General features: G+C 72.9%; 16 protein-coding genes. 8 read left to right on the forward strand and 8 right to left on the reverse strand.

What is annotated here, in order from left to right:
* The first annotated feature begins 3 nt into the window (after positions 1 to 3).
* A complete protein-coding gene (locus tag ACZ43N_RS13050) occupies positions 4 to 453 on the forward strand; it encodes an RpiB/LacA/LacB family sugar-phosphate isomerase (protein WP_468097217.1) in 450 nt (149 codons plus the stop codon).
* Here ACZ43N_RS13050 and ACZ43N_RS13055 read toward each other — a convergent pair.
* From ACZ43N_RS13055 to ACZ43N_RS13075, 5 genes are all read right to left on the reverse strand, one after another.
* Complete coding sequence (locus ACZ43N_RS13055) at positions 440 to 1,429, reverse strand: serine/threonine-protein kinase (RefSeq protein WP_468097218.1); 990 nt, start codon at positions 1,427 to 1,429, stop codon at positions 440 to 442. The genes ACZ43N_RS13050 and ACZ43N_RS13055 overlap by 14 nt on opposite strands.
* The gene (locus ACZ43N_RS13060) at positions 1,422 to 2,336 is read right to left on the reverse strand and encodes a hypothetical protein (protein ID WP_468097219.1); all 915 of its coding nucleotides are present in this window, start codon (positions 2,334 to 2,336) and stop codon (positions 1,422 to 1,424) included. The genes ACZ43N_RS13055 and ACZ43N_RS13060 overlap by 8 nt, the downstream gene beginning before the upstream one ends.
* A 5-nt stretch (positions 2,337 to 2,341) precedes the next feature.
* A complete protein-coding gene (locus ACZ43N_RS13065) occupies positions 2,342 to 4,666 on the reverse strand; it encodes an ABC transporter ATP-binding protein/permease (RefSeq protein ID WP_468097220.1) in 2,325 nt (774 codons plus the stop codon).
* Between the two features lie 95 nt (positions 4,667 to 4,761).
* Positions 4,762 to 5,172, reverse strand: a complete 411-nt coding sequence (locus ACZ43N_RS13070; RefSeq protein WP_468097221.1) for a hypothetical protein — start codon at positions 5,170 to 5,172, stop codon at positions 4,762 to 4,764.
* 580 nt (positions 5,173 to 5,752) lie between these two features.
* A complete protein-coding gene (locus ACZ43N_RS13075) occupies positions 5,753 to 6,970 on the reverse strand; it encodes an acyl-CoA dehydrogenase family protein (RefSeq protein WP_468097222.1) in 1,218 nt (405 codons plus the stop codon).
* A gap of 118 nt (positions 6,971 to 7,088) precedes the next feature.
* Between ACZ43N_RS13075 and ACZ43N_RS13080 the strand changes: the two genes are divergently transcribed.
* The 6 genes from ACZ43N_RS13080 to ACZ43N_RS13105 all read left to right on the forward strand — a co-directional run bounded on the left by ACZ43N_RS13080 (position 7,089) and on the right by ACZ43N_RS13105 (position 14,098).
* Positions 7,089 to 7,964, forward strand: coding sequence for an enoyl-CoA hydratase/isomerase family protein (locus ACZ43N_RS13080; RefSeq protein WP_468097224.1), 876 nt, complete (start codon positions 7,089 to 7,091; stop codon positions 7,962 to 7,964).
* A 94-nt stretch (positions 7,965 to 8,058) separates the two neighbouring features.
* On the forward strand, positions 8,059 to 8,691 hold the full coding sequence (locus tag ACZ43N_RS13085) for a hypothetical protein (protein ID WP_468097226.1): 633 nt from the start codon (positions 8,059 to 8,061) through the stop codon (positions 8,689 to 8,691).
* On the forward strand, positions 8,688 to 11,387 hold the full coding sequence (locus ACZ43N_RS13090; RefSeq protein ID WP_468097228.1) for a putative PEP-binding protein: 2,700 nt from the start codon (positions 8,688 to 8,690) through the stop codon (positions 11,385 to 11,387). Before ACZ43N_RS13085 ends, ACZ43N_RS13090 begins: the two co-directional genes overlap by 4 nt.
* On the forward strand, positions 11,384 to 12,502 hold the full coding sequence (locus tag ACZ43N_RS13095; protein WP_468097229.1) for an acyl-CoA dehydrogenase family protein: 1,119 nt from the start codon (positions 11,384 to 11,386) through the stop codon (positions 12,500 to 12,502). The genes ACZ43N_RS13090 and ACZ43N_RS13095 overlap by 4 nt, the downstream gene beginning before the upstream one ends.
* 19 nt (positions 12,503 to 12,521) lie before the next feature.
* Positions 12,522 to 12,947 (forward strand): Zn-ribbon domain-containing OB-fold protein, encoded by a 426-nt coding sequence (locus tag ACZ43N_RS13100; RefSeq protein WP_468097230.1) that lies wholly within the window; start codon positions 12,522 to 12,524, stop codon positions 12,945 to 12,947.
* On the forward strand, positions 12,944 to 14,098 hold the full coding sequence (locus ACZ43N_RS13105; RefSeq protein ID WP_468097231.1) for a thiolase family protein: 1,155 nt from the start codon (positions 12,944 to 12,946) through the stop codon (positions 14,096 to 14,098). Before ACZ43N_RS13100 ends, ACZ43N_RS13105 begins: the two co-directional genes overlap by 4 nt.
* Positions 14,099 to 14,133: 35 nt before the next feature.
* Here the strand turns inward: ACZ43N_RS13105 and ACZ43N_RS13110 are convergent, their stop codons facing one another.
* A complete protein-coding gene (locus tag ACZ43N_RS13110; RefSeq protein WP_468097232.1) occupies positions 14,134 to 14,790 on the reverse strand; it encodes a TetR/AcrR family transcriptional regulator in 657 nt (218 codons plus the stop codon).
* 141 nt (positions 14,791 to 14,931) lie between these two features.
* Here ACZ43N_RS13110 and ACZ43N_RS13115 point away from each other — a divergent pair, with 141 nt between their 5' ends.
* Positions 14,932 to 15,543, forward strand: a complete 612-nt coding sequence (locus ACZ43N_RS13115; protein WP_468097233.1) for a TetR/AcrR family transcriptional regulator — start codon at positions 14,932 to 14,934, stop codon at positions 15,541 to 15,543.
* 21 nt (positions 15,544 to 15,564) lie between these two features.
* Here the strand turns inward: ACZ43N_RS13115 and ACZ43N_RS13120 are convergent, their stop codons facing one another.
* Positions 15,565 to 17,262 carry a 2-oxo acid dehydrogenase subunit E2 gene (locus ACZ43N_RS13120; RefSeq protein ID WP_468097235.1) on the reverse strand — a complete coding sequence of 566 codons (1,698 nt, stop codon included), beginning with the start codon at positions 17,260 to 17,262 and terminating at the stop codon, positions 15,565 to 15,567.
* Complete coding sequence (locus ACZ43N_RS13125; protein ID WP_468097237.1) at positions 17,259 to 18,284, reverse strand: alpha-ketoacid dehydrogenase subunit beta; 1,026 nt, start codon at positions 18,282 to 18,284, stop codon at positions 17,259 to 17,261. The genes ACZ43N_RS13120 and ACZ43N_RS13125 overlap by 4 nt, the downstream gene beginning before the upstream one ends.
* Positions 18,285 to 18,287 lie beyond the last annotated feature (3 nt).

Here is an 18,287-nt window from a genome sequence, read left to right on the forward strand (position 1 = left end):
GACATGCGGATATCCGTCTCCTCGGACATGGACGAACCCGTGGCCCGCCTCCTCGTCGAGGAGTTGCGGGGCCGCGGCCACGACGTGCTGACGCACGGGGCGCTGCGCCCGGGGGACGACCCCCAGTGGGCGGCGTGCTCGGAGGCGGCGGCCCGCGAGGTCGCCTCGGGTGCGGCGGACCAGGCCGTCGTGTGCTGCTGGACCGGGACCGGCGCCTCGATCGCCGCGAACAAGGTGCCGGGCGTGCGGGCCGCCCTGTGCACGGACGCGTACACGGCGGACGGCGCCCGCCGCTGGAACGACGCCAATGTCCTGGCGATCGGTCTGCGGCTGACCTCCGCCCCGCTGCTGAAGGAGATCCTCGACGCCTGGTTCGCCGCCGAGGCCAGCCAGGACACCGAGGACCGCGAGAACGTGGCCCGGGTCGAGCGGCTCGACCTCAGGGCTGGATGAAGACCGGTTTCGCCCAGGCGGGCGGCTCCGGTGGCGGTTCGGGCGTGCTGCTCGTGGACGTCCCCGCGGCACGGGTCGGGGGGTGCCCGGTCGCCGTACCGTGCCGCGTACCGGCGACCCTGAGCGCGGCCACGAAGGACAGGCACGAGTCGTAGCGGTCGTCGGGGCTCTTGGCGAGGGCCTTGGCGAGCACCTCGTCGACGGACGACGGCAGGTCGGGCCGCCGCTCGGTCAGGGGCGGCGGCTGGTCGTACTGGTGAGCCCAGAGCAGCGCCATGTCGTCGTCGCGCTGGAAGGGCGGGCGCCCCGACAGGGTCTCGTGGACGACGCACGCGAGGCTGTAGACGTCGCAGCGGCCGTCGACCGGCTTGCCGGAGATCTGCTCCGGGGCCACGTAGTCGAGTGTCCCCACGAACTGGCCGACGGTCGTGAACCCGGTCAGTGAGAGCGACTTCTTGGTGAGGCCGAAGTCGGTGAGGTAGACGTGCTCGGGATGGTCGCTGTCCGTGCCCTGCGCGACCAGGATGTTGCCGGGCTTGACGTCCCGGTGGACCAGGCCGTGGTCGTGCGCGGCGTCCAGCGCGGAGGCCACCTGGCCGGTGATCCTGGTGGCGGTCATCAGTGACAGCGGGCCCTCCCGGTCCAGGAGATGGCGCAGGTCCCGGCCGGCGACGTACCGCATGGCGATGTAGAGGACGCCCTCGGTCTCGCCCGCCTCGAAGACGGGCACGATGTGCGGATGGTCGATCGCGGCGGCCACACGTGACTCATGGGTGAAACGGCGGCGGAAGGTGTCGTTGCGTGCCAGCTCGGGGGCGAGGAGCTTCAGCGCGACGGTCCGATCCAGCCGCAGGTCCCTGGCCCGGTAGACGACGGCCATGCCACCGCGGCCGATCTCGCGTTCGATGCGGTAACCGGCGATCTGCTGACCGACGAGGTCGGACGGCCGCCCCGCGTACGGTCGCGTCTCACTCATCGGGCGTCACCGGCCGTACGAGCCGGGTGGGTTCGTGGTCGCTCGGGTCCTGTCGACGGGGACGAGTCCCCGTCCCCTCCCGCGCCCGGCGCACGGTGTCCGTCCGCCCCGGTTCTTCCGGCTCGGGGCCCGACGGCCCATGCTGCGTCGGCCCGGGGTCACCCGGACCGGGTTCCGTCGACCGGGGTTCCATGTCCGCGGTCACCGTCGGTTCCGGCCACGCCGGAGCCGGTGGCGCCGGTGACGGCCCCGGGTCCTGCACGACACGGGTCGGTTCCGGGAGCCTCGTCGGTTCCGCTTCCGCGGCGGCGGGTGCCGATTCCGCGGCTGGGGCGGGGGTGGGCGCGGGTGCCGGTTCCGGAGCCGGAGCCGGAGCGACGATCGGCGGTGCCGGGGCCGCGGCCGGCGGGGCCGGGTCCTCCTGGGGTTCCCCGGCGACGGCGAACGTACTCAGCCGTGTGCCGTCGCAGTACACCCACCGCTCGTGCGCCGCGTCGAACAGCCACAGCGACTCGCCGTCGACGACGACACCGATCCGCAGTCCCTTCATCCGGTCGCGGAAGGACCCCCCGTCGAGGTGTCCCGCCGCGAGGGCCTCCGCATGGGTGCGGTAGCGGGCGAGGGCCTCCTCCGCCCGGGCGAGCAGGGGACGCGGGTCGGCCGTGCGGGCGGGTCCGGTGCCGGCCGCCGGCGGGGCCTGGGGCACGGCGACCAGGAGGCGGCCGTCGACCCAGGCGGACCAGCCGTTGGCGCACAGGACCTGCCCCCAGTCGCCGAGCCGGTCGAGGAGTTGGACCGGGAGCAGCGCGTCGAGGGGCACGGTGGGGCGTGCGGGGTCGGGGGCCTCCCAGGCGGGAAGCCCGCCCGGCGGGACGACGTGCGTGGGGAGGAAACCGGGGGTGGTCATCGCGGCTACTTCCGCATCACCGCGGGTTCGCGGCGGCGCAGCAGACGAGCGACGAGGTAACCGCACACCAGGGACAGCACCACGAGCATCCCCAGGTCGAGCAGCCACACGCCGGCGGAGTGCTCGAACAGCGGGTCGGACTTGTCGGGGACGATCCGTTCGAGGTCGATCGTGCCGGCCATGGCGGCGAACGCCCACCGTGAGGGCACCAGCCAGGCCAGCTGTTCGAGGACGATCGTGCCCTTCACGTCCAGCAGCGCGCCGCAGAACACCACCTGGATGATCGCAAGGAGCACCAGCAGCGGCATGGTGACCTCTTCCTTGCGGACGAGCGCGGAGACGACCAGGCCGAGCATCATCGCGGTGAAGGCGAGCAGGGCCACGGCAAGGGTGATCTCGACGAGCGGCGGCAGCAGGACGCCTTCGCCGCCGGGCGCGTTGAGGTCGACGCCGAGGAGGGCGACCAGGGTGAGGACGACGGCCTGGAGAACGGTGATGGTGCCGAGGACGACGACCTTGGACATCAGATACGCGGATCTGGACAGGCCGACGGCGCGTTCCCGCTGGTAGATGACGCGTTCCTTGACCAGTTCCCGGACGGCGTTGGCCGCTCCGGTCAGCACGCCGCCGACGCACAGGATGAGCAGTGCGTTCATGGCGGTCTCACGGTCGAGTTCACTGCCCGCGAGGGCTCGCGCCATGGCGCCCATGACGAACGGCAGCGCGATCATGATGGCGAGGAAGGTGCGGTCGGCGCTGAGCGCGGCCGTGTACCGGCGGACCAGTGTGCCGAGCTGCGCGCCCCAGCTCTGCGGCTTGGGCGGCGGCGCCACGTCGACGGGCGCCGCCTCGGGCAGATACGGCCGGCTCATGGACGCGGTGACGTACTGGCGGTGGAAGGGGGATTCTCGGTACTGCTCCGCCCAGTCCCGGTCCCGGTCCCGTTCGAACGCCTCGAAGGCCTCCGGCCACTGTGCGAAGCCGAAGAAGGCGAGGGTGTCCTCCGGCGGCCCGTAGTAGGCGACCTTGCCGCCGGGCGCGAGGACGAGGAGGCGGTCGCAGACGTCGAGGCTGAGGACGCTGTGGGTGACGACGATGACCGTGCGGCCGTCGTCGGCGAGGCCGCGCAGCATGTGCATCACGGAGCGGTCCATGCCGGGGTCGAGGCCGGAGGTCGGTTCGTCGAGGAAGAGCAGGGAGGGCTTCGTCAGCAGTTCCAGGGCGACACTCACCCGTTTGCGCTGGCCGCCGGAGAGGCTGTGGATCGGCTGGTCGGCGCGCTGTTCGAGGCCCAGCTCGCGGATCACCTCATCGACGCGCGCCTGACGCTCGGCCTTCGCGGTGTCCTGAGGGAAGCGCAGTTCGGCGGCGTAGGCGAGGGCCCTGCGGACGGTCAGCTGGGCGTGCAGGATGTCGTCCTGCGGGACGAGGCCGATGCGCTGGCGCAGCTCCGCGTAGTCGCGGTAGAGGTCGCGGCCGTCGTACAGGACCGTGCCGCTGTCGGCCGGGCGCTGTCCGGTGAGGGCGTTGAGGAGGGTGGACTTTCCGGCGCCGCTGGGGCCGACGACGGCGAGGAGGCATTTCTCGCCGACCGGAAAGGCCACCTTGTCGAGCAGCGTCTTGCGGCCGCGGTCGACGACGACACTCAGCTCCTGCACGTCGAGGGAGACCTCACCGGTGTCGACGTACTCCTGCAGCTCGTCCCCGACCAGGCAGAACGCGGAGTGGCCGATACCGACGATGTCACCGGGAGTGACCGGCGCGCTGTCGACGGGGCTGCCGTTGAGGAAGGTGCCGTTGTGGCTGCCGAGGTCGACGATCTCGTAGGTGCCGTCCGGGCGGGCCCGCAGTTCGGCATGCCGGCGGGAGACCACGAGGTCGTCGATGACGAGGTCGTTGTCGGCGGCGCGGCCGATGCGGACGGTCCGCTCCGGCAGTGGGCGGACGCTGGTCGGCTGCCGGAAGGTGCCGGTGGAGGCGGGCTGGAAGACGCCCGAGGGTCGGGCGGGTGCCAGACCGGTGAGAACGGCCCGTGGGCCGTCCTCGACGCTGCCGAAGCGGATGACGGTGCCGGGACCCACGTCCCACTCGCGGACGCGGTGCCCGTCGGCATAGGTGCCGTTGGTGCTGTTCTCGTCCTCGATGGTCCAGTGGTCGGCGTACGCCCTGAGCACCGCGTGGTGCCACGAGACCCGGTCGTCGTCCAGCACGATCTCGCTGAGCGGGTCGCGACCGACGTGGTACTCGTGGCTCGGGGTCAACACCGTGGAGCCCGACTCGGTCTGAAGCACGAGTGCGGGCGCTGTCGGTGCGATCGACCGCTCTGCCATGCCCGAAATTCTACCGATTCGTCCCTGTGTGCGCCTGATAGATCGACGGCGGAGCCGACCGACAGGCCCCAGGCCGGGGCGACGCGGGTGCGGGGTCAGGCGGCGGGGGCGGCGATCCGCTGGGCGATCCGCTGCATACGGACGGCGTCGACGGACTCGGCGAGCAGCTCGTACTCGGTGGTGTCGTCGTTGGTGGCGATGCGGACCAGGTTGCCGGCGGCCAACTCCTCGGCCACGAGCTCCTGCTGGACATCGTCGGCGGACCAGGCACGCAGCATGCTGGGCACGTCCGGGACGGTGTCGGCGACGGGGACCACGGAGTTGGGCGGGAAGTTCGGGTTCTCGGGTCGCGGGTCGAGGCGTTCGGCTATCCATAACGCGCGGTCGCGCATCCACCAGAGCGCGAGCGCCAGGGTGGGGGCACGGTAGGTCCCCAGAGGCACTCCGACGCGCTGTCCGCCACACATCCCGTACGCGGTGACATGGCACAGGAATTCGTCGTGCACGTTCAGCTCCCCCGATCGCACCGCCACCGACCGCCGCCCGGCCCCGCTCGCCGTACGGACCCGTTTTCGCCTCGCTGACTTAGAGCTCCGAACAAAAGGGGAGCCCGGCTCGCGGCGTCTGGCACGCACGCTCGCCGCGTTGCCGAAAGCCCCTGGTAGCTCCGCTACGAGGAGCTTCCGGCGCCTTGCGATCGCACGCACCACACGCCGCAAGCTGATCGGACTCCCCTTTTGTTCGGAGCTCTTACTGGTAGCGCACATCAGGCGACACGATGTCACGCACGGTGACGTCCTGGATGCGCACGGACACCCGCTTTGTTCATGACTCAATCGCCTGCTACTCGAGTATCGCCACTCCTGACGCTCTGTCACCATGCCAATTCGGCCAGTCTCCTGGCATATGCGAGCGTGTGAATGGCCGAAACGGTACGGCGAGCCCTCCGGCAGGCCGGCCCTTCCTTGCGATGCCGGATCGCACGGAGGCCGTCGGCGGCTCCGGATCCGGCCGCCGTCCCATACGTACGGCCGCGATGAAGGGTTCAAAATCACGCCCGCGAGTTCCGACCCCGCGGTGTTCGGGTCAGTCCTCGGAGCCGGTCGCGGCCTGACGGCGGTAGGGGCGCACGGCCCGGCGGGCGATGGCAAAACGGTGGGTCTCCGACGGGCCGTCGTAGATACGGAAGGGGCGCACCTCCCTGAGCAGGCGGGCCAGTGGGGCGTCGGCGGCCGAGATGCCGAGCGCGCCGCAGATCTGCATGGCCCGGTCGACCACCCGGTGCACGGCCTCCGCCACGAACGTCTTGGACACCGAGGTGAGTTGCGCGGCGGACGCCGAGCCGGTGTCCAGCTCCCAGGCCGTACGCAGGATCAGGGCGCGACTCGCCTCGATGTCGATCTCGGAGTCGGCCAGCATCTGCTGCACCATGCCGAGGTCACCGAGAACGGCACCGAAGGCGAGGCGGCTGCCCGCCCGCTCCAGTGCGACGTCCTGGGCGCGCCGCGCGGCTCCCAGCCAGCGCATGCAGTGCGTCAGACGGGCGGGGCCGAGCCGCACCTGGGCACCGGCGAAGCCCTGCCCGACGGCGCCGAGCACCTGGTCGTCCCCCACGACGCACCCGTCGAGGACGATCTCGCTGTGCCCGGCGAAGAGGGCTTCGTCCAGTGTCTCGATGTCCCGGACGATGTTCATGCCGGGGGTGCCGGCGTCCACCAGGAACATGGTGGCCCCGCCCGGATCGCCGGGATCGCCCGAGGTACGGGCCATGACGATGGCGAAGGCGGCGCCGCGGGCGCCGCTGATGAACCACTTGTGCCCGTCGATGCGCCATCCGCCGGGAACGCGGGTCGCGACGGTCCGCAGGGCGCGGGGATCGGCGCCCGCGCCCGGTGCCGGTTCGGTCATGGCGAAGCAGGACCGCACCTCGCCGGCGGCGAGCGGGCGCAGATAGCGCTGCTTCTGCTCCTCGGTGGCCGCCTTCTCCAGCAGATGCGTGTTGCCCTCGTCCGGGGCCGCGCAGTTCAGTGCCAGGGGGCCGAGCAGCGAGTAGCCGGCGGCCTCGAAGACCGCCGCCTGTCCGCGCAGGTCGAGCCCGTGCCCGCCCCACCGCGCCGGCACATGGGGAGCGAAGACACCCGCCTCACGGGCGGCCTTCTGCAGGGTCTGCCGCAGATCCTCGGGCCCGTCGTGCACGGACCCGCCGCAGGCGCGCTCCGCCGGGATCACCACGTCGCGTACGAACGCGGATGTGGCCGCCGCGAGTTGGGCGACAGTCGGATCGACATCGAACTGGATGGGCACGGGACCTCCCGCCGACGGGCGTACGGGCATCGGGTCCCGCCGCGTCCTAGAAACTGTATAGCGTCTTCAGTATCTTGCCCGTAGGCCCCGGCGACGGGAAGACGACAGGAGACACGTCATGAGCCATCCCGTGAGCACCGGGCCGGTCCGGGTGGTCCGCCACGGCGACGGAGTCGTCGAGCTGCGACTGGACGCGCCCGGGCGGGCCAACGCCCTGGATCTGGAGACGGCCGAGGCACTGCGGGACGCCACGGCCCGGGTGGCCGCGGACCCCGGCGGCGCGGTCCTGCTGCGGGCCGCGGGCGGCACCTTCTGCGTGGGCGGCGACCTGCGCGCCTTCACGGGGCTCGGCGAGGGGACGGGCGCCTATGTGCACGCCGTGGCGACGGCCGCCCACACGGCGATACGGACGCTGCACGAGCTCGCCGTACCGGTGGTGACGGCCGTACGCGGCGCCGCCGCGGGCGGCGGGGTCGGCCTCGCCCTCGCGGGCGACATCGTCCTCGCGGCCCGGTCCGCACGGTTCCGGCTGGCGTACACGGATGTCGGGCTCACCCCGGACTGCGGGGCCACCTGGTTCCTGCCGCACCTCGTGGGCCCCCGACGGGCGACGGACCTGATCCTCACGAACCGGGTCCTGACCGGGGACGACGCCGAACGGTGGGGGCTGGTTTCCCGGTCCGTCGACGACGAGGAGCTGGACTCGGCGGCGTACGCCACCGCGGCCGGGCTCGCCGCCGGCGCGGGTGACGCGCTGCGCGCCGCGAAGCGCCTGCTGCGCTCAGGCACCGAGGAGGAACTGGGCCGCCAACTCGCCAAGGAGGCGCGGCAGATCGCCGCCCTCGCGGACGGACGGGAGGCCCAGGACCGCATGGAGGCGTTCCACGCCGCCCGCGACCGGGCCGCCGGGGACCGGGTCCGGGCTCGCTCCGCGGAGGGCGCCGGGGCGGGCACCGGTCCCGGCCGGACGACGGAACCGGAAAGTGTTTCTTGAATCCCTCTTCACTAACAGGTCCGCCGGAGCGTAACCTCCGGGCAACACAGAACCGAGGAACCGGTCACCACAGAACCGGGGAAAAGGTGTGGCGATGCACTCTCCTGCCGTGGACCTTCCCGACGCCCCCGACAAGACGCTCACCGCAGCCGTCGTCGACCTTGTTCTGCGTGGCATGTGGCGCGGCAGGCCCGAAGCGGAGTACCTGCCCCTGGTGGACGCCGGGCTCGCGATGGTGAAGGGACCGCTCGTGCTCCCGGCCGAGCGGGCCAAGGCCGTCGCCTCGCAGGTGCTGCGGGTTCCGCCGGGATCGCCGCAGGAGGAACGGATGACCGCGGCCTACGAGGCGTTCCTGCCGGTCAACAGGAAGATCCGCGAGGTGTGCACGGCCTGGCAGTGCCGCCCGGACGGCACGGCCAACGACCACTCCGACAGCGTCTACGACGCCGAGGTGCGCGAGGCGCTGGAGGACGTCCACGAGGCCATCCAGCCCGTGCTGCGCCGCCTGGAGCAGGTGCTCGAGGGCAGCGGACGGTACCGCACCGAGCTGGAGGAGGCCCTCGACCGCTTCGACGACGGCGAGGTGAAGTGGCTGGCCTCGCCGCTGTGCGACTCGTACCACACCGTGTGGATGCGGCTGCACCAGGAGTTGCTGCTCGTCCTCGGGATCAGCCGGGCCGAGGACGAGGCCCGGGAAGAGGAACTGGTGACGAGGAGCCGGGGTTGAGCGTCACCGACCGCGAGACGGGCCCGCTCACGGATCCCGAGACCTCCCTCGCCCCGGCGAAGGCGCCCTCCACGCCGGCCCCGGCTCCTCGCGCAGCGGCCGAGCCTCCCGTCCCGCCACCCCCGGCTCCCCTCGTGTCCGTCGAGGCACCCCCCGCACCCGCCCAAGCACCCGGCCGGATGCTGGTGCCCTTCGGGCAGGGGCGGATTCGCGGGCTCGGCGCCGACGAACTGGGCGCGCACGGCACAGCGATGGACCGGCTGGTGGCTCTCGGGCTGCCGGTCGTGCCGGGGCTCACCGTGCCGGCCTCGGCCTCCGCGTCGCTGTGCGAACCCGGCACCGCCGAAGCCGCCGTCGACCTGGTCGAACAGCTCTCCGGGCGACGGATCGGCGACGCGGCCCGCCCGTTGTTGCTGCGCCTGTCGGCGAGCGCGCCGACCGAGATGGCCGGGCTGCCGCCCGACCTCGCCTGCCTCGGTGTCACCACCGCGAACCGGGACGCCCTGTGCGCCGTCATCGGACGCGCGGACGCCCTGCACGAGGTGTGGGCCGCCACCGTGCGGATGATCGCCGAGTACGCCCTCGATGTGCCCGGCGATCTGCTCGACGACGCCGCCCTCGACACGCCGGAGCCGCGTACACGCGTCGAAGCGTTGCTGGAGCTGACCGCGCGGCACGGCTCGCGCCCCTTCCCCGACGAGCCGGCCGAGCAGCTCGCGCTGGCCGCCCGAGCCGTCCTCCGCCGGTGGGACTCACCCCGCGCGAGGAGATCCCGCAAGGCGCAGCGGCTCCCCGTCGATCTCGGTATCGCCCTGCACGTACAGGCACTGCGCATCGGACCGGCGGACCGTTCCGGCTACGGCACGGCGGTCAGCCGCCGTCCCGAGACGGGCCGGTTCTCCCCTCACGGCTCGTTCTTCCGGGGGGTGCGCCGCAGCGCCCCGCCGCCGCACACCAGTGAGCCGCTGGACCGGCTCGCGGGCGGCACGGCCCTGCTGGAGCATTCCCTGCTCACCCTCGAACGCCATCTGCACGCACCCGTCTCCGTCGACTTCGAGGTGCGCGACGACGCGATCTCCCTGCTCGCCGCCTCCGTCCAGCAACGGCCGCCGCTGCGGGCGTCGGTGTGCCTCGCCGCCGACCTGGCACAGGACGGGGCGCTCGGCCCCGAGGAGGCCGTCCTGCGGATCGGCCCCGCCCAGGTGCAGGAACTGCTGCACCCCCGGCTCCGGCTGACCGGCGGGGAGGAGCTCCTGGTCAAGGGGCTGGCCGCCTCCCCGGGCGCGGCGACCGGGGTGATCGTGCTGTCGAGCGGGCGCGCCCTCGAAGTGGCCGCGGACGGCACCCCCGTGGTGCTCGTGACCCATGAGACGACCCCGGCGGACGTTCCCGGAATGCTGGCGTCCGCCGCCGTGCTGACCCGCAGCGGCGGTATCGCCTCGCACGCGGCGGTGGTGGCGCGGGGCGCCGGCCGGCCGGCGGTGTGCGGCGCCGACGGGCTGCGCGTGGACCGGGCCGGCGGGACGGTGCGGTTCGGGGACCGGGTACTGCGCGAGGGCGACGCCATCTCCCTGGACGGCCGTACGGGCGCCGTCTACGCGGGACGGCTGAGCGTCAGCGTCGCCGCGCCGCCGCCCGAGCTGTCCACCTTGCTGGGCTGGGCGGACGGCATGCGCCGCCTGGGGGTGCGCGCGAACGCCGACAGCGCGGCGGAGGTGACCACGGCCGTCGCCCTGGGGGCGGAGGGGGTGGGGCTGTGCCGTACGGAGCACCAGTTCCTCGGTGAGCGGCTGCCGCTGATCCGGCGGGTGCTCCTGGCCGCCGATCCATCCGCCCGCGACGAGGCGCTGACCGCGCTGGAGCACGCTCAGCACGAGGACTTCCGGGCTCTGCTGGCCGCGGTCGGGAACCGGCCGGTGACCGTGCGCCTGCTGGACGCTCCGCTGCACGAGTTCCTGCCCGCCCCCGGGGACGCCTCGGACGCAGGTGAGGAACAGCGGGCCGCGGCGCTGCGTGAGGCGAATCCGATGCTCGGGCTGCGGGGGGTGCGGCTGGCGCTGCTGCACGAGCGGCTCTACCCGGCGCAGGCCGAGGCGCTCTTCGCCGCATGGGCGGACGTCGCCGCCACCGGGGTCCGGCCCGCGCTGGAAGTGATGATCCCGCTGGTCAGCCTGCCGGAGGAACTGGCGGCCGCCGCCGCGTACGTGCGGGAGGCCGCCGGTGCGGTCGCCGCCCGCACCGGTGTGGAGGTTCCGTACCGGCTCGGCACGATGATCGAGACTCCGCGGGCCGCACTGCTCGCCGGCGAACTCGCCGAGCACGCCGAGTTCTTCTCCTTCGGCACCAACGACCTCACCCAGCTGACCTACGGATTCTCCCGCGACGACGTCGAGCGCCAGCTGCTCGCCGGCTATCAGGAGCGGGGCCTGCTGGCGGCCAGCCCCTTCGCCCGGCTCGACCCGCACGGAGTGGGCGCCCTCATCGCTCTGGCGGCCGAGCGGGCGCGTGGCGTACGGCCCGGCATCAAGCTAGGCGTGTGCGGTGAGCACGGCGGGGACGCGGAGTCGATCGCGTTCTGCGACGGCCTCGGCCTCGACTACGTCTCCTGTTCCCCGCACCGCGTGCCGGTGGCCCGGATGGCGGCGGCGCACAGTGCCGCGCGCGAGTCGCACGACGAGAGCGGGAGCACCCGATGACGAGCACCGTGACCGGCGGGCCCGCCCTGTCGGACCCCGAACTGGACGAGCTGCGCGCAACCGTACGGTCGGTGTGCGCGGACGCCGGAGGCACCGCGGCGGTGCGCCGGCTGCCCGAGAGCTCTGCCGGTGTCGACGCCGAACTGTGGGACACCCTCGGCCGGCAGGTGGGCCTCGCGGCGCTCGGGCTGCCCGAGTCGGCCGGAGGCATCGGCGGCCTCGCCGAGATCGCCGTGGTCTGCGAGGAACTGGGCAGGACGCTGGCACCCGTCCCGCTGCTGTCCTCCACCGTGCTGGCCGGGCAGGTGCTGGCCGGCTGCGGTACGGCCGACAAGGCGCTGGCCGAGGTGGCCGACGGCGCGGTGCACGCCCTCGCGGTCGCGGCACCCGACGGGGCATGGCGGCCCGACGCCGTACCGGTGACGGTCACATGGCGGGGCGGCGCACCCGTCGTCGACGGAACGGCGCCGTTCGTCCTGGACGGGGGCGATGCCCGGGCGCTGGTCGTGGCGGCCGCCGGGACCGAAGGCGTGGACCTCTTCCTCGCCGATCCGGGAGGGCCGGGTGTCAGCGTGCACCGGGTGCCCACCCTGGACCTCAGCCGGGGCCAGGCGGTTGTCACCTTCTCCGGCGCGCGGGTCCGGGCGCTGACCGCCGGGGGCGAGGGGGCGAATGTCGTCTCCCGGGCCCTGGACGTGGCCCTGGTCGCCCTGGCCGCCGAGCAACTGGGTGGCGCCCAGGCCGCGTTGGACATGACCGTGGCCCATGTGCGGGACCGCACGCAGTTCGGCAGGGCGATCGGCGGTTTCCAGGCGGTCAAGCACACCTGTGCCGACATGCTGCTCCAGGTCGAGGGCGCACGGTCGGCGGTGGTGCGCGCCGTCCGTGCGGCCGGCTCGCACGAGGAGCTGGCCGAGGCGGCGGCGGTGGCCCAGGCGTGGTGCTCGGAAGCCTTCGTGTCCGTCGCCGCCGAGTGCGTCCATCTGCACGGCGGCATGGGCTTCACCTGGGAGCACGACGCCCACCTGTACTTCCGGCGGGCCCAGTCCGACGCCGTCCTGCTGGGCGGCGCGGCACACCACCGGGAACGGCTGGCCGGGCTGCTGAGCTGGTGACGTGGAAGGCGGAACCGGTATGACCACCCGACTCATCGACGACTCGCTGTTCGACTGTGTGGCCCCGCCTCGTCTCGCGGGGGCGCGCTGCTCCGGGTGCGGCACCGTCGTCTTCCCCCGGCAGGACTCGTGCCCCCGCTGCTCGGGCGGGTCCATGTCCGGTCATGTGCTCCCGGTGCGGGGACGGGTGTGGTCGTGGACGCTCCAGGCGTTCCCGCCCAAGCCGCCGTACCGGCCGCCCGCCGGCGGCCACCGGCCGTATCACGTGGGCTATGTCGACCTCGGTGAGCTGCTGGTCGAGGCGCGGCTGGCGGTACCCCGTGCACGGATACGGATCGGGCTGCCGGTCCGGCTCACCGTGGTGCCCGCGTACCGCGACGAGGACGGGACCGAGGTGCTGACCTTCGCGTTCCGCCCCGACGACGAGGAGGAAGGGGAGCGATGAGTCGGACCGACGACGTCTACGTGGTCGGCTGCGGGATGCATCCCTTCGGCCGCGACGAGAGTGTCACCGGGATGGACATGGCCGAGCGCGCGGTGCGCGAGGCGCTGGCCGACGCCGGGGTGTCCTGGGAGGACATCGGCTGTGCGGCCGGCGGCTCCGACGTGTCCGGCAAGCCCGACACGCTGGTGGGCCGTCTGGGCCTGACCGGGGTGCCGTTCGTCAATGTGCAGAACGGCTGCGCCACCGGCGCCTCCACCGTGCTCACGGTGGCCCACGCGCTGCGCGCCGGGGAGGCCTCCCTGGGGCTGGCGGTGGGGTTCGACAAGCATGAGCGGGGCGCGTTCCATGTCTCCGCGGCCCGCTACGGCCTGGGCGACTGGTACGCCGAGACCGGCATGATGCTGACGACCCAGTTCTTCGCCCTGAAGACGCGGCGGTACCTCTACGAGCACGGGATCTCGGAGCGGGCGCTGGCGGCGGTGGCCGCACGCGCCTTCCGCAACGGCTCGCAGCACCCTCTGGCGTGGCGGCGCAAGGTGTTGACGGAGCAGGAGATCCTGGACTCCGCAGAGGTCAGTCCGCCGCTCACCCAGTACATGTTCTGCTCGCCGGGACAGGGCGCGGCTGCTCTGGTGCTGGCACGTGGTGACCGCGCCTTCGACCTGTGCGAACGGCCGGTGCGGCTGGCGTCGTTGACGCTGCGCACCCGGCGGTTCGGTTCGTTCGAGGTGTTCGCGCCCTGGCTGCCGCCCGGACCGCACCGCAGCCCCAGCGTCGACGCCGCCGAGGCGGCGTTCCGTACGGCCGGGGTACGGCCCGCGGACGTCGAAGTGGCGCAGTTGCAGGACACCGACAGCGGCTCGGAGCTGGTTCACCTGGCGGAGACCGGGCTGTGCGGGCACGGCGAGCAGGAGGAGCTGCTGGCCTGCGGGGACACCGATCCCACGGGCCGGATCCCGGTCAACACCGATGGCGGCTGCCTGGCCGGCGGGGAGCCCGTCGGCGCCTCGGGACTGCGTCAGTTCCACGAGGTGGTACGACAGTTGCAGGGCCGCGCGCCGGGCGTACAGGTGCCGGGTTCTCCGCGGGTTGGCTTCACTCATGTGTACGGGGCGCCCGGGATCAGCGCCTGCTCGGTCCTGACGGCGTGAAGGGGGCCATCCGCCCTGCGCTGCGCACCGGCGTCTCAAGCCTGTGCCGTGGTCGGCTTCCGGTCGGCGGCGACGATGCGCAGGGCCAGCGCCCTGACCGCCTCGAGGACGGCCTGCGGGGGCAGCTGGGACAGCGGGCTCCCCTCCGCCCGCAGCGCCGTGACCAGCATGGTGGTGCTGATCAGGGTGCGGACCGCGAGCGCTTGCGCCGCGTGGCGGGCCTTGGCCGCCCGAGGGCTGCGGGTGGTGCCCTCCGGCAGGTAGTCGTAGCCGCGCTGGATGTGCCGCTGCTCGAACTCGTCACGCAGGGCCTTGATGTTGCCGTTCGCCGAGGCGATCTGCACCTGGTACAGGCGGGCCTCGTCCGGGTTCCGCTCCACCCAGTCCCACACGGCGTCGATGACGCGCACCAGCCCCTCGGCGTCACCCGGCTCGGACTCCGGCCTGGCTGCCTCCACGACCGCGTTCAGCTGGTCGAAGACCCGGCGCATGGCGAGTTCGAGCAGCTCCTCCTTGCCGTCGAAGTGGTAGTAGACGGCCGTGGGCACCACCTGGGCCTCGTCCGCGATGTCCTGGATGCTGGTCTCGGCGAAACCGTTGCGGCCGAACACCCGCACGGCGGCGTCGATGATGTGCTGCCGCCGCGAGGGTCGGTGAGCGGGCTGCTTGCCGTTGTTGGTCGTGGCCATCATGCTCCCCTGCCGACTGCCGTGAACCCGCGAGCGTGGTCCCTGTTTACTGACCATGTTATCCAGTAACTCCACCTCACCGGCCGCGTAATTCCTGCAGCACGTGTGCCGCCGGAGCGCCGTGGTACCGGCATACTTGACATCATGACGACCTCCCGGACCCGCGCCGCTCACCGTCCGTCGCGCAAGCAGTGGGTGATCGAGGCAGCCACGGAGCTGTTCGCCACCCAGCCGCCGGACGAGGTGACGGTGGCCGACATCGCCGCTCGCGCGGAGATGACGTCGGCAGCGGTGTACTACCACTTCTCCTCCAAGGACCAGGTGCTGGTGGAGGGGATGCGGGTGTTCGCCGCCGCGATGTGCGAGCAGTTGGAGGAACTCACCGAAACGCACAGGGCGGGCTCCGGCATCGGGCCCGCGATCACCGCGTTGGTGGCCTGGCTGGGCGAGCACCGGTCGGCGGCGACGGTGTTCTTCGTGTCGTCGGCCGGGATGAGCCAGGAGGCCGAGGCGCTGCGCCAGGAGAGCCGTTCGGAGCTGTTGGGCGGGCTGGTGCGATTGATCCGCAAGGTCCGCCCGTCCGTCTCCGACGCGGAGGCCGCGGTGATCGGACTGGGTCTGCTGGCCCTGCTCGAGACCGCGGCGAACTCGCAGGTCCGGGGTGACGACGTCTACCGGTCGCTGGGCCACCGCTCCTTCGTCCGCGAGGTCGGTGACCTCGCGGAGCGGATCGCCGACCCGGCGTCGGCCGAATGACCCGCCTTGCGGCGGGGCCGGTCAGACCAACAGCCGGAGTGGTTTGCGCAGCAGATCACCGATCGTGCGCAGGTACTCGGCCGCCGGCGCTCCGTCGACGGCACGGTGGTCGAAGGTGAGGCTCAGGGTGAGCACCTGCGTCCGCAGCGGCCGGTCGTCCAGCCACTCCACGCCGTCCCTGAGCCTGCCCACTCCGAGGATCGCGACGTTGCCGGGATTGATCACGGGGGTGAAGAAGTCGACGCCGTAACCGCCCAGCGAGGTGACGGTGAAGGTGGCGCCTTCCAGTCGGTCGGGCGAGATCCGGCCCTCGCGCGCGGCCTGGGCCAGGGCCTTGGACCTGCGGGCGATCTCGGGCAGCGGCAGCACCGCCGCGTCCTCGATCACGGGGACCATCAGGCCGCCCGGAACGGCCACGGCGAAACCGAGGTGGACGTCGTCGAGCAGATGGATGCCGTCCTCGCGCACCGTCGCGTTGAGCAGCGGGTGTTCGCCCAGGGCCAGCGCGGCGGCCTTCAGCAGGAAGTCGTTGAGGGTGGGCACGGGCAGTTCGCTGTCGGCCCACTCCTCCCTCAGCCGGTCGCGCAGGGACACCACGGCGTCCATCCGCACCTCGTAGCCGTGCGTCAGCTGGGCCATCTCCTGGAGGCTGGCGTGCATACGGCGGGCGATGGCGCCGCGCATCCCGGTGAGGGGGAGGACGTCTCCCGGCCGGGGGGCTGCGTGTCGGCGGGCGGACGCCGGTTCCCGCGCCGGGCCGACGGCGTCGAGGTCGGACCTGCGGATCCTGCCGCCGGGGCCGGTGCCGGTCACCTCGGAGAGGTCGATGCCCCGCTCCTTCGCCAGCCGACGGACCAGCGGCGAGACGGGGGTGACCGGCACGACGGGGGACGCAGGCACGACGGGGGTGCCCGGCAGGACCGGGGTGCCCGCCTCGTCGGGCAGGGCGGCGAGAAAGTCCTCCACGTCCTCGGAGACGATCCGGCCGCCGGGCCCGGTGCCGCGGACGGCGGTGAGATCGATGCCGGCGCCGAGCGCCACCCGTCGGGCGTTGGGTGAGGCCGGCAGCCGCCCGACGGCACCGACGGTGGTGGCGCCACCCCCGTTCGAGGGAGGCGCCACCGCCGCCGGGGAGCCGGTGAGGGTGCCCGAGACCGTCAACCCCGCTACCGCCCCCGCCGCGGCCCCCGTCTGTCTCGGCGCCGGAAAACCCGTGCCGGCGCCCGGGCTCGTCGTCCCGGCAGACGCGCCCGCCCCGGCCGGACCGGTCCTCGGTGCCGGGGAACCGGTGGCGGCACCCCAAGTCGACGACCCGCCAGGCGTTCCCGCCTCGGCCCCGGCCGACAGGGGCACCGGGGAACCAAGGGCGACGCCCGAGGCCGCCGGCCCCACGGCCGCCGACGCCCCGGCTGTGCCGGTGGTGGTGCCGGACCCGGCCGGCATCGGCGTACCCGCCGGGTCCGGTGGCTGCTCGCCCTCGGCCAGGAGCCAGCCGATGAGCGCGCCGGCGGGGACGGTCGTGCCGGCCGGAACGACCGGGTGGAGCAGTCCCCCGGCCTCCGCCTCGACGTCCACGTCGACCTTGTCGGTGGCGATCCGCAGCAGCGCGTCGCCCTCGGCGACGGCGGCTCCCGTGGGCACGAGCCATTCCTCGATCGTGCCTTCCTGCATGGTCAGCCCGATCTTCGGCAGCAGAACCTCGATCGCCACGTCGGTCACGCCCTTTCGAGGAGACGTCGGCAGCCCTGGACGATCCGGGCGCGATCGGGCACGTAGGCCTTCTCCAGGACCGGCGAGAAGGGCACTGGGGAGAAGGGGGCCCCGATGCGCAGGACGGGAGCGTCCAGGTGGTCGAAGGCGGCGTCCTGGATCTGGGCGGCGATCTCCGCGCCGAGGCCGCCGAAGGTGACGGCCTCGTGCACCACCAGCACCCGGTTGGTGCGACGGACGGAGGCGACCATGGTCTCGGTGTCCAGAGGCTGCACGGTCCGGGGGTCGATCACCTCGATCTCCACGCCGTCGGCGGCGAGTTCGTCGGCCGCCGCGAGAGCCTCCCCCACCATGCGGCCGAGGGCGATCACGGTGACGTCGGAGCCCTGCCGGGCCGTGTGCGCCCGGCCCAGCGGGATGCCGTAGATCTCCTCGGGCACATGGCCGGTGCTGCCGAGCAGGACCTTGTTGAGCATGACGACGACCGGGTTGTCGTCCCGGATGGCCGAAACCGTCAGACCCTTGGCGGTGTACGCGTCGCAGGGCATCACCACTTTCAGGCCGGGCACATGGGCGAGCCAGGCTTCCAGGCTCTGACTGTGCTGCGCGGCGGCGCCGAGGCCCGCGCCGGAGGCGGTGGTGATGGTGAGCGGCACGGACACGGCACCGCCGAACATGTACTTCATCTTGGCGGCCTGGTTGACGATCTGGTCGAGGCAGACGCCGATGAAGTCCATGAACATCAGGTCGACGACCGGGCGCAGCCCCCGCGCGGCGGCCCCCACGCCGAGGCCGACCAGGGCGGCCTCGGAGATCGGCGTGTCGATCATGCGGCGGGGGCCGAACTCGTCGAGCAGGTTGTCGAACATCCGGAAGACGCCGCCGTAGCCGGCCACGTCCTCGCCGGCGACGAAGACGTTCTCGTCCTCGCGCATGGCCTGGGCGAGTCCCTCGTTGAAGGCCTTGACGTAGGTGCGCTTGCGGACCGCGCCGTCCGGGGCGACGGCCTGTTCCTGGGTGAGGGTGGTCATGGC

It is taken from the genome of Streptomyces sp. NPDC030814, from assembly GCF_055572155.1.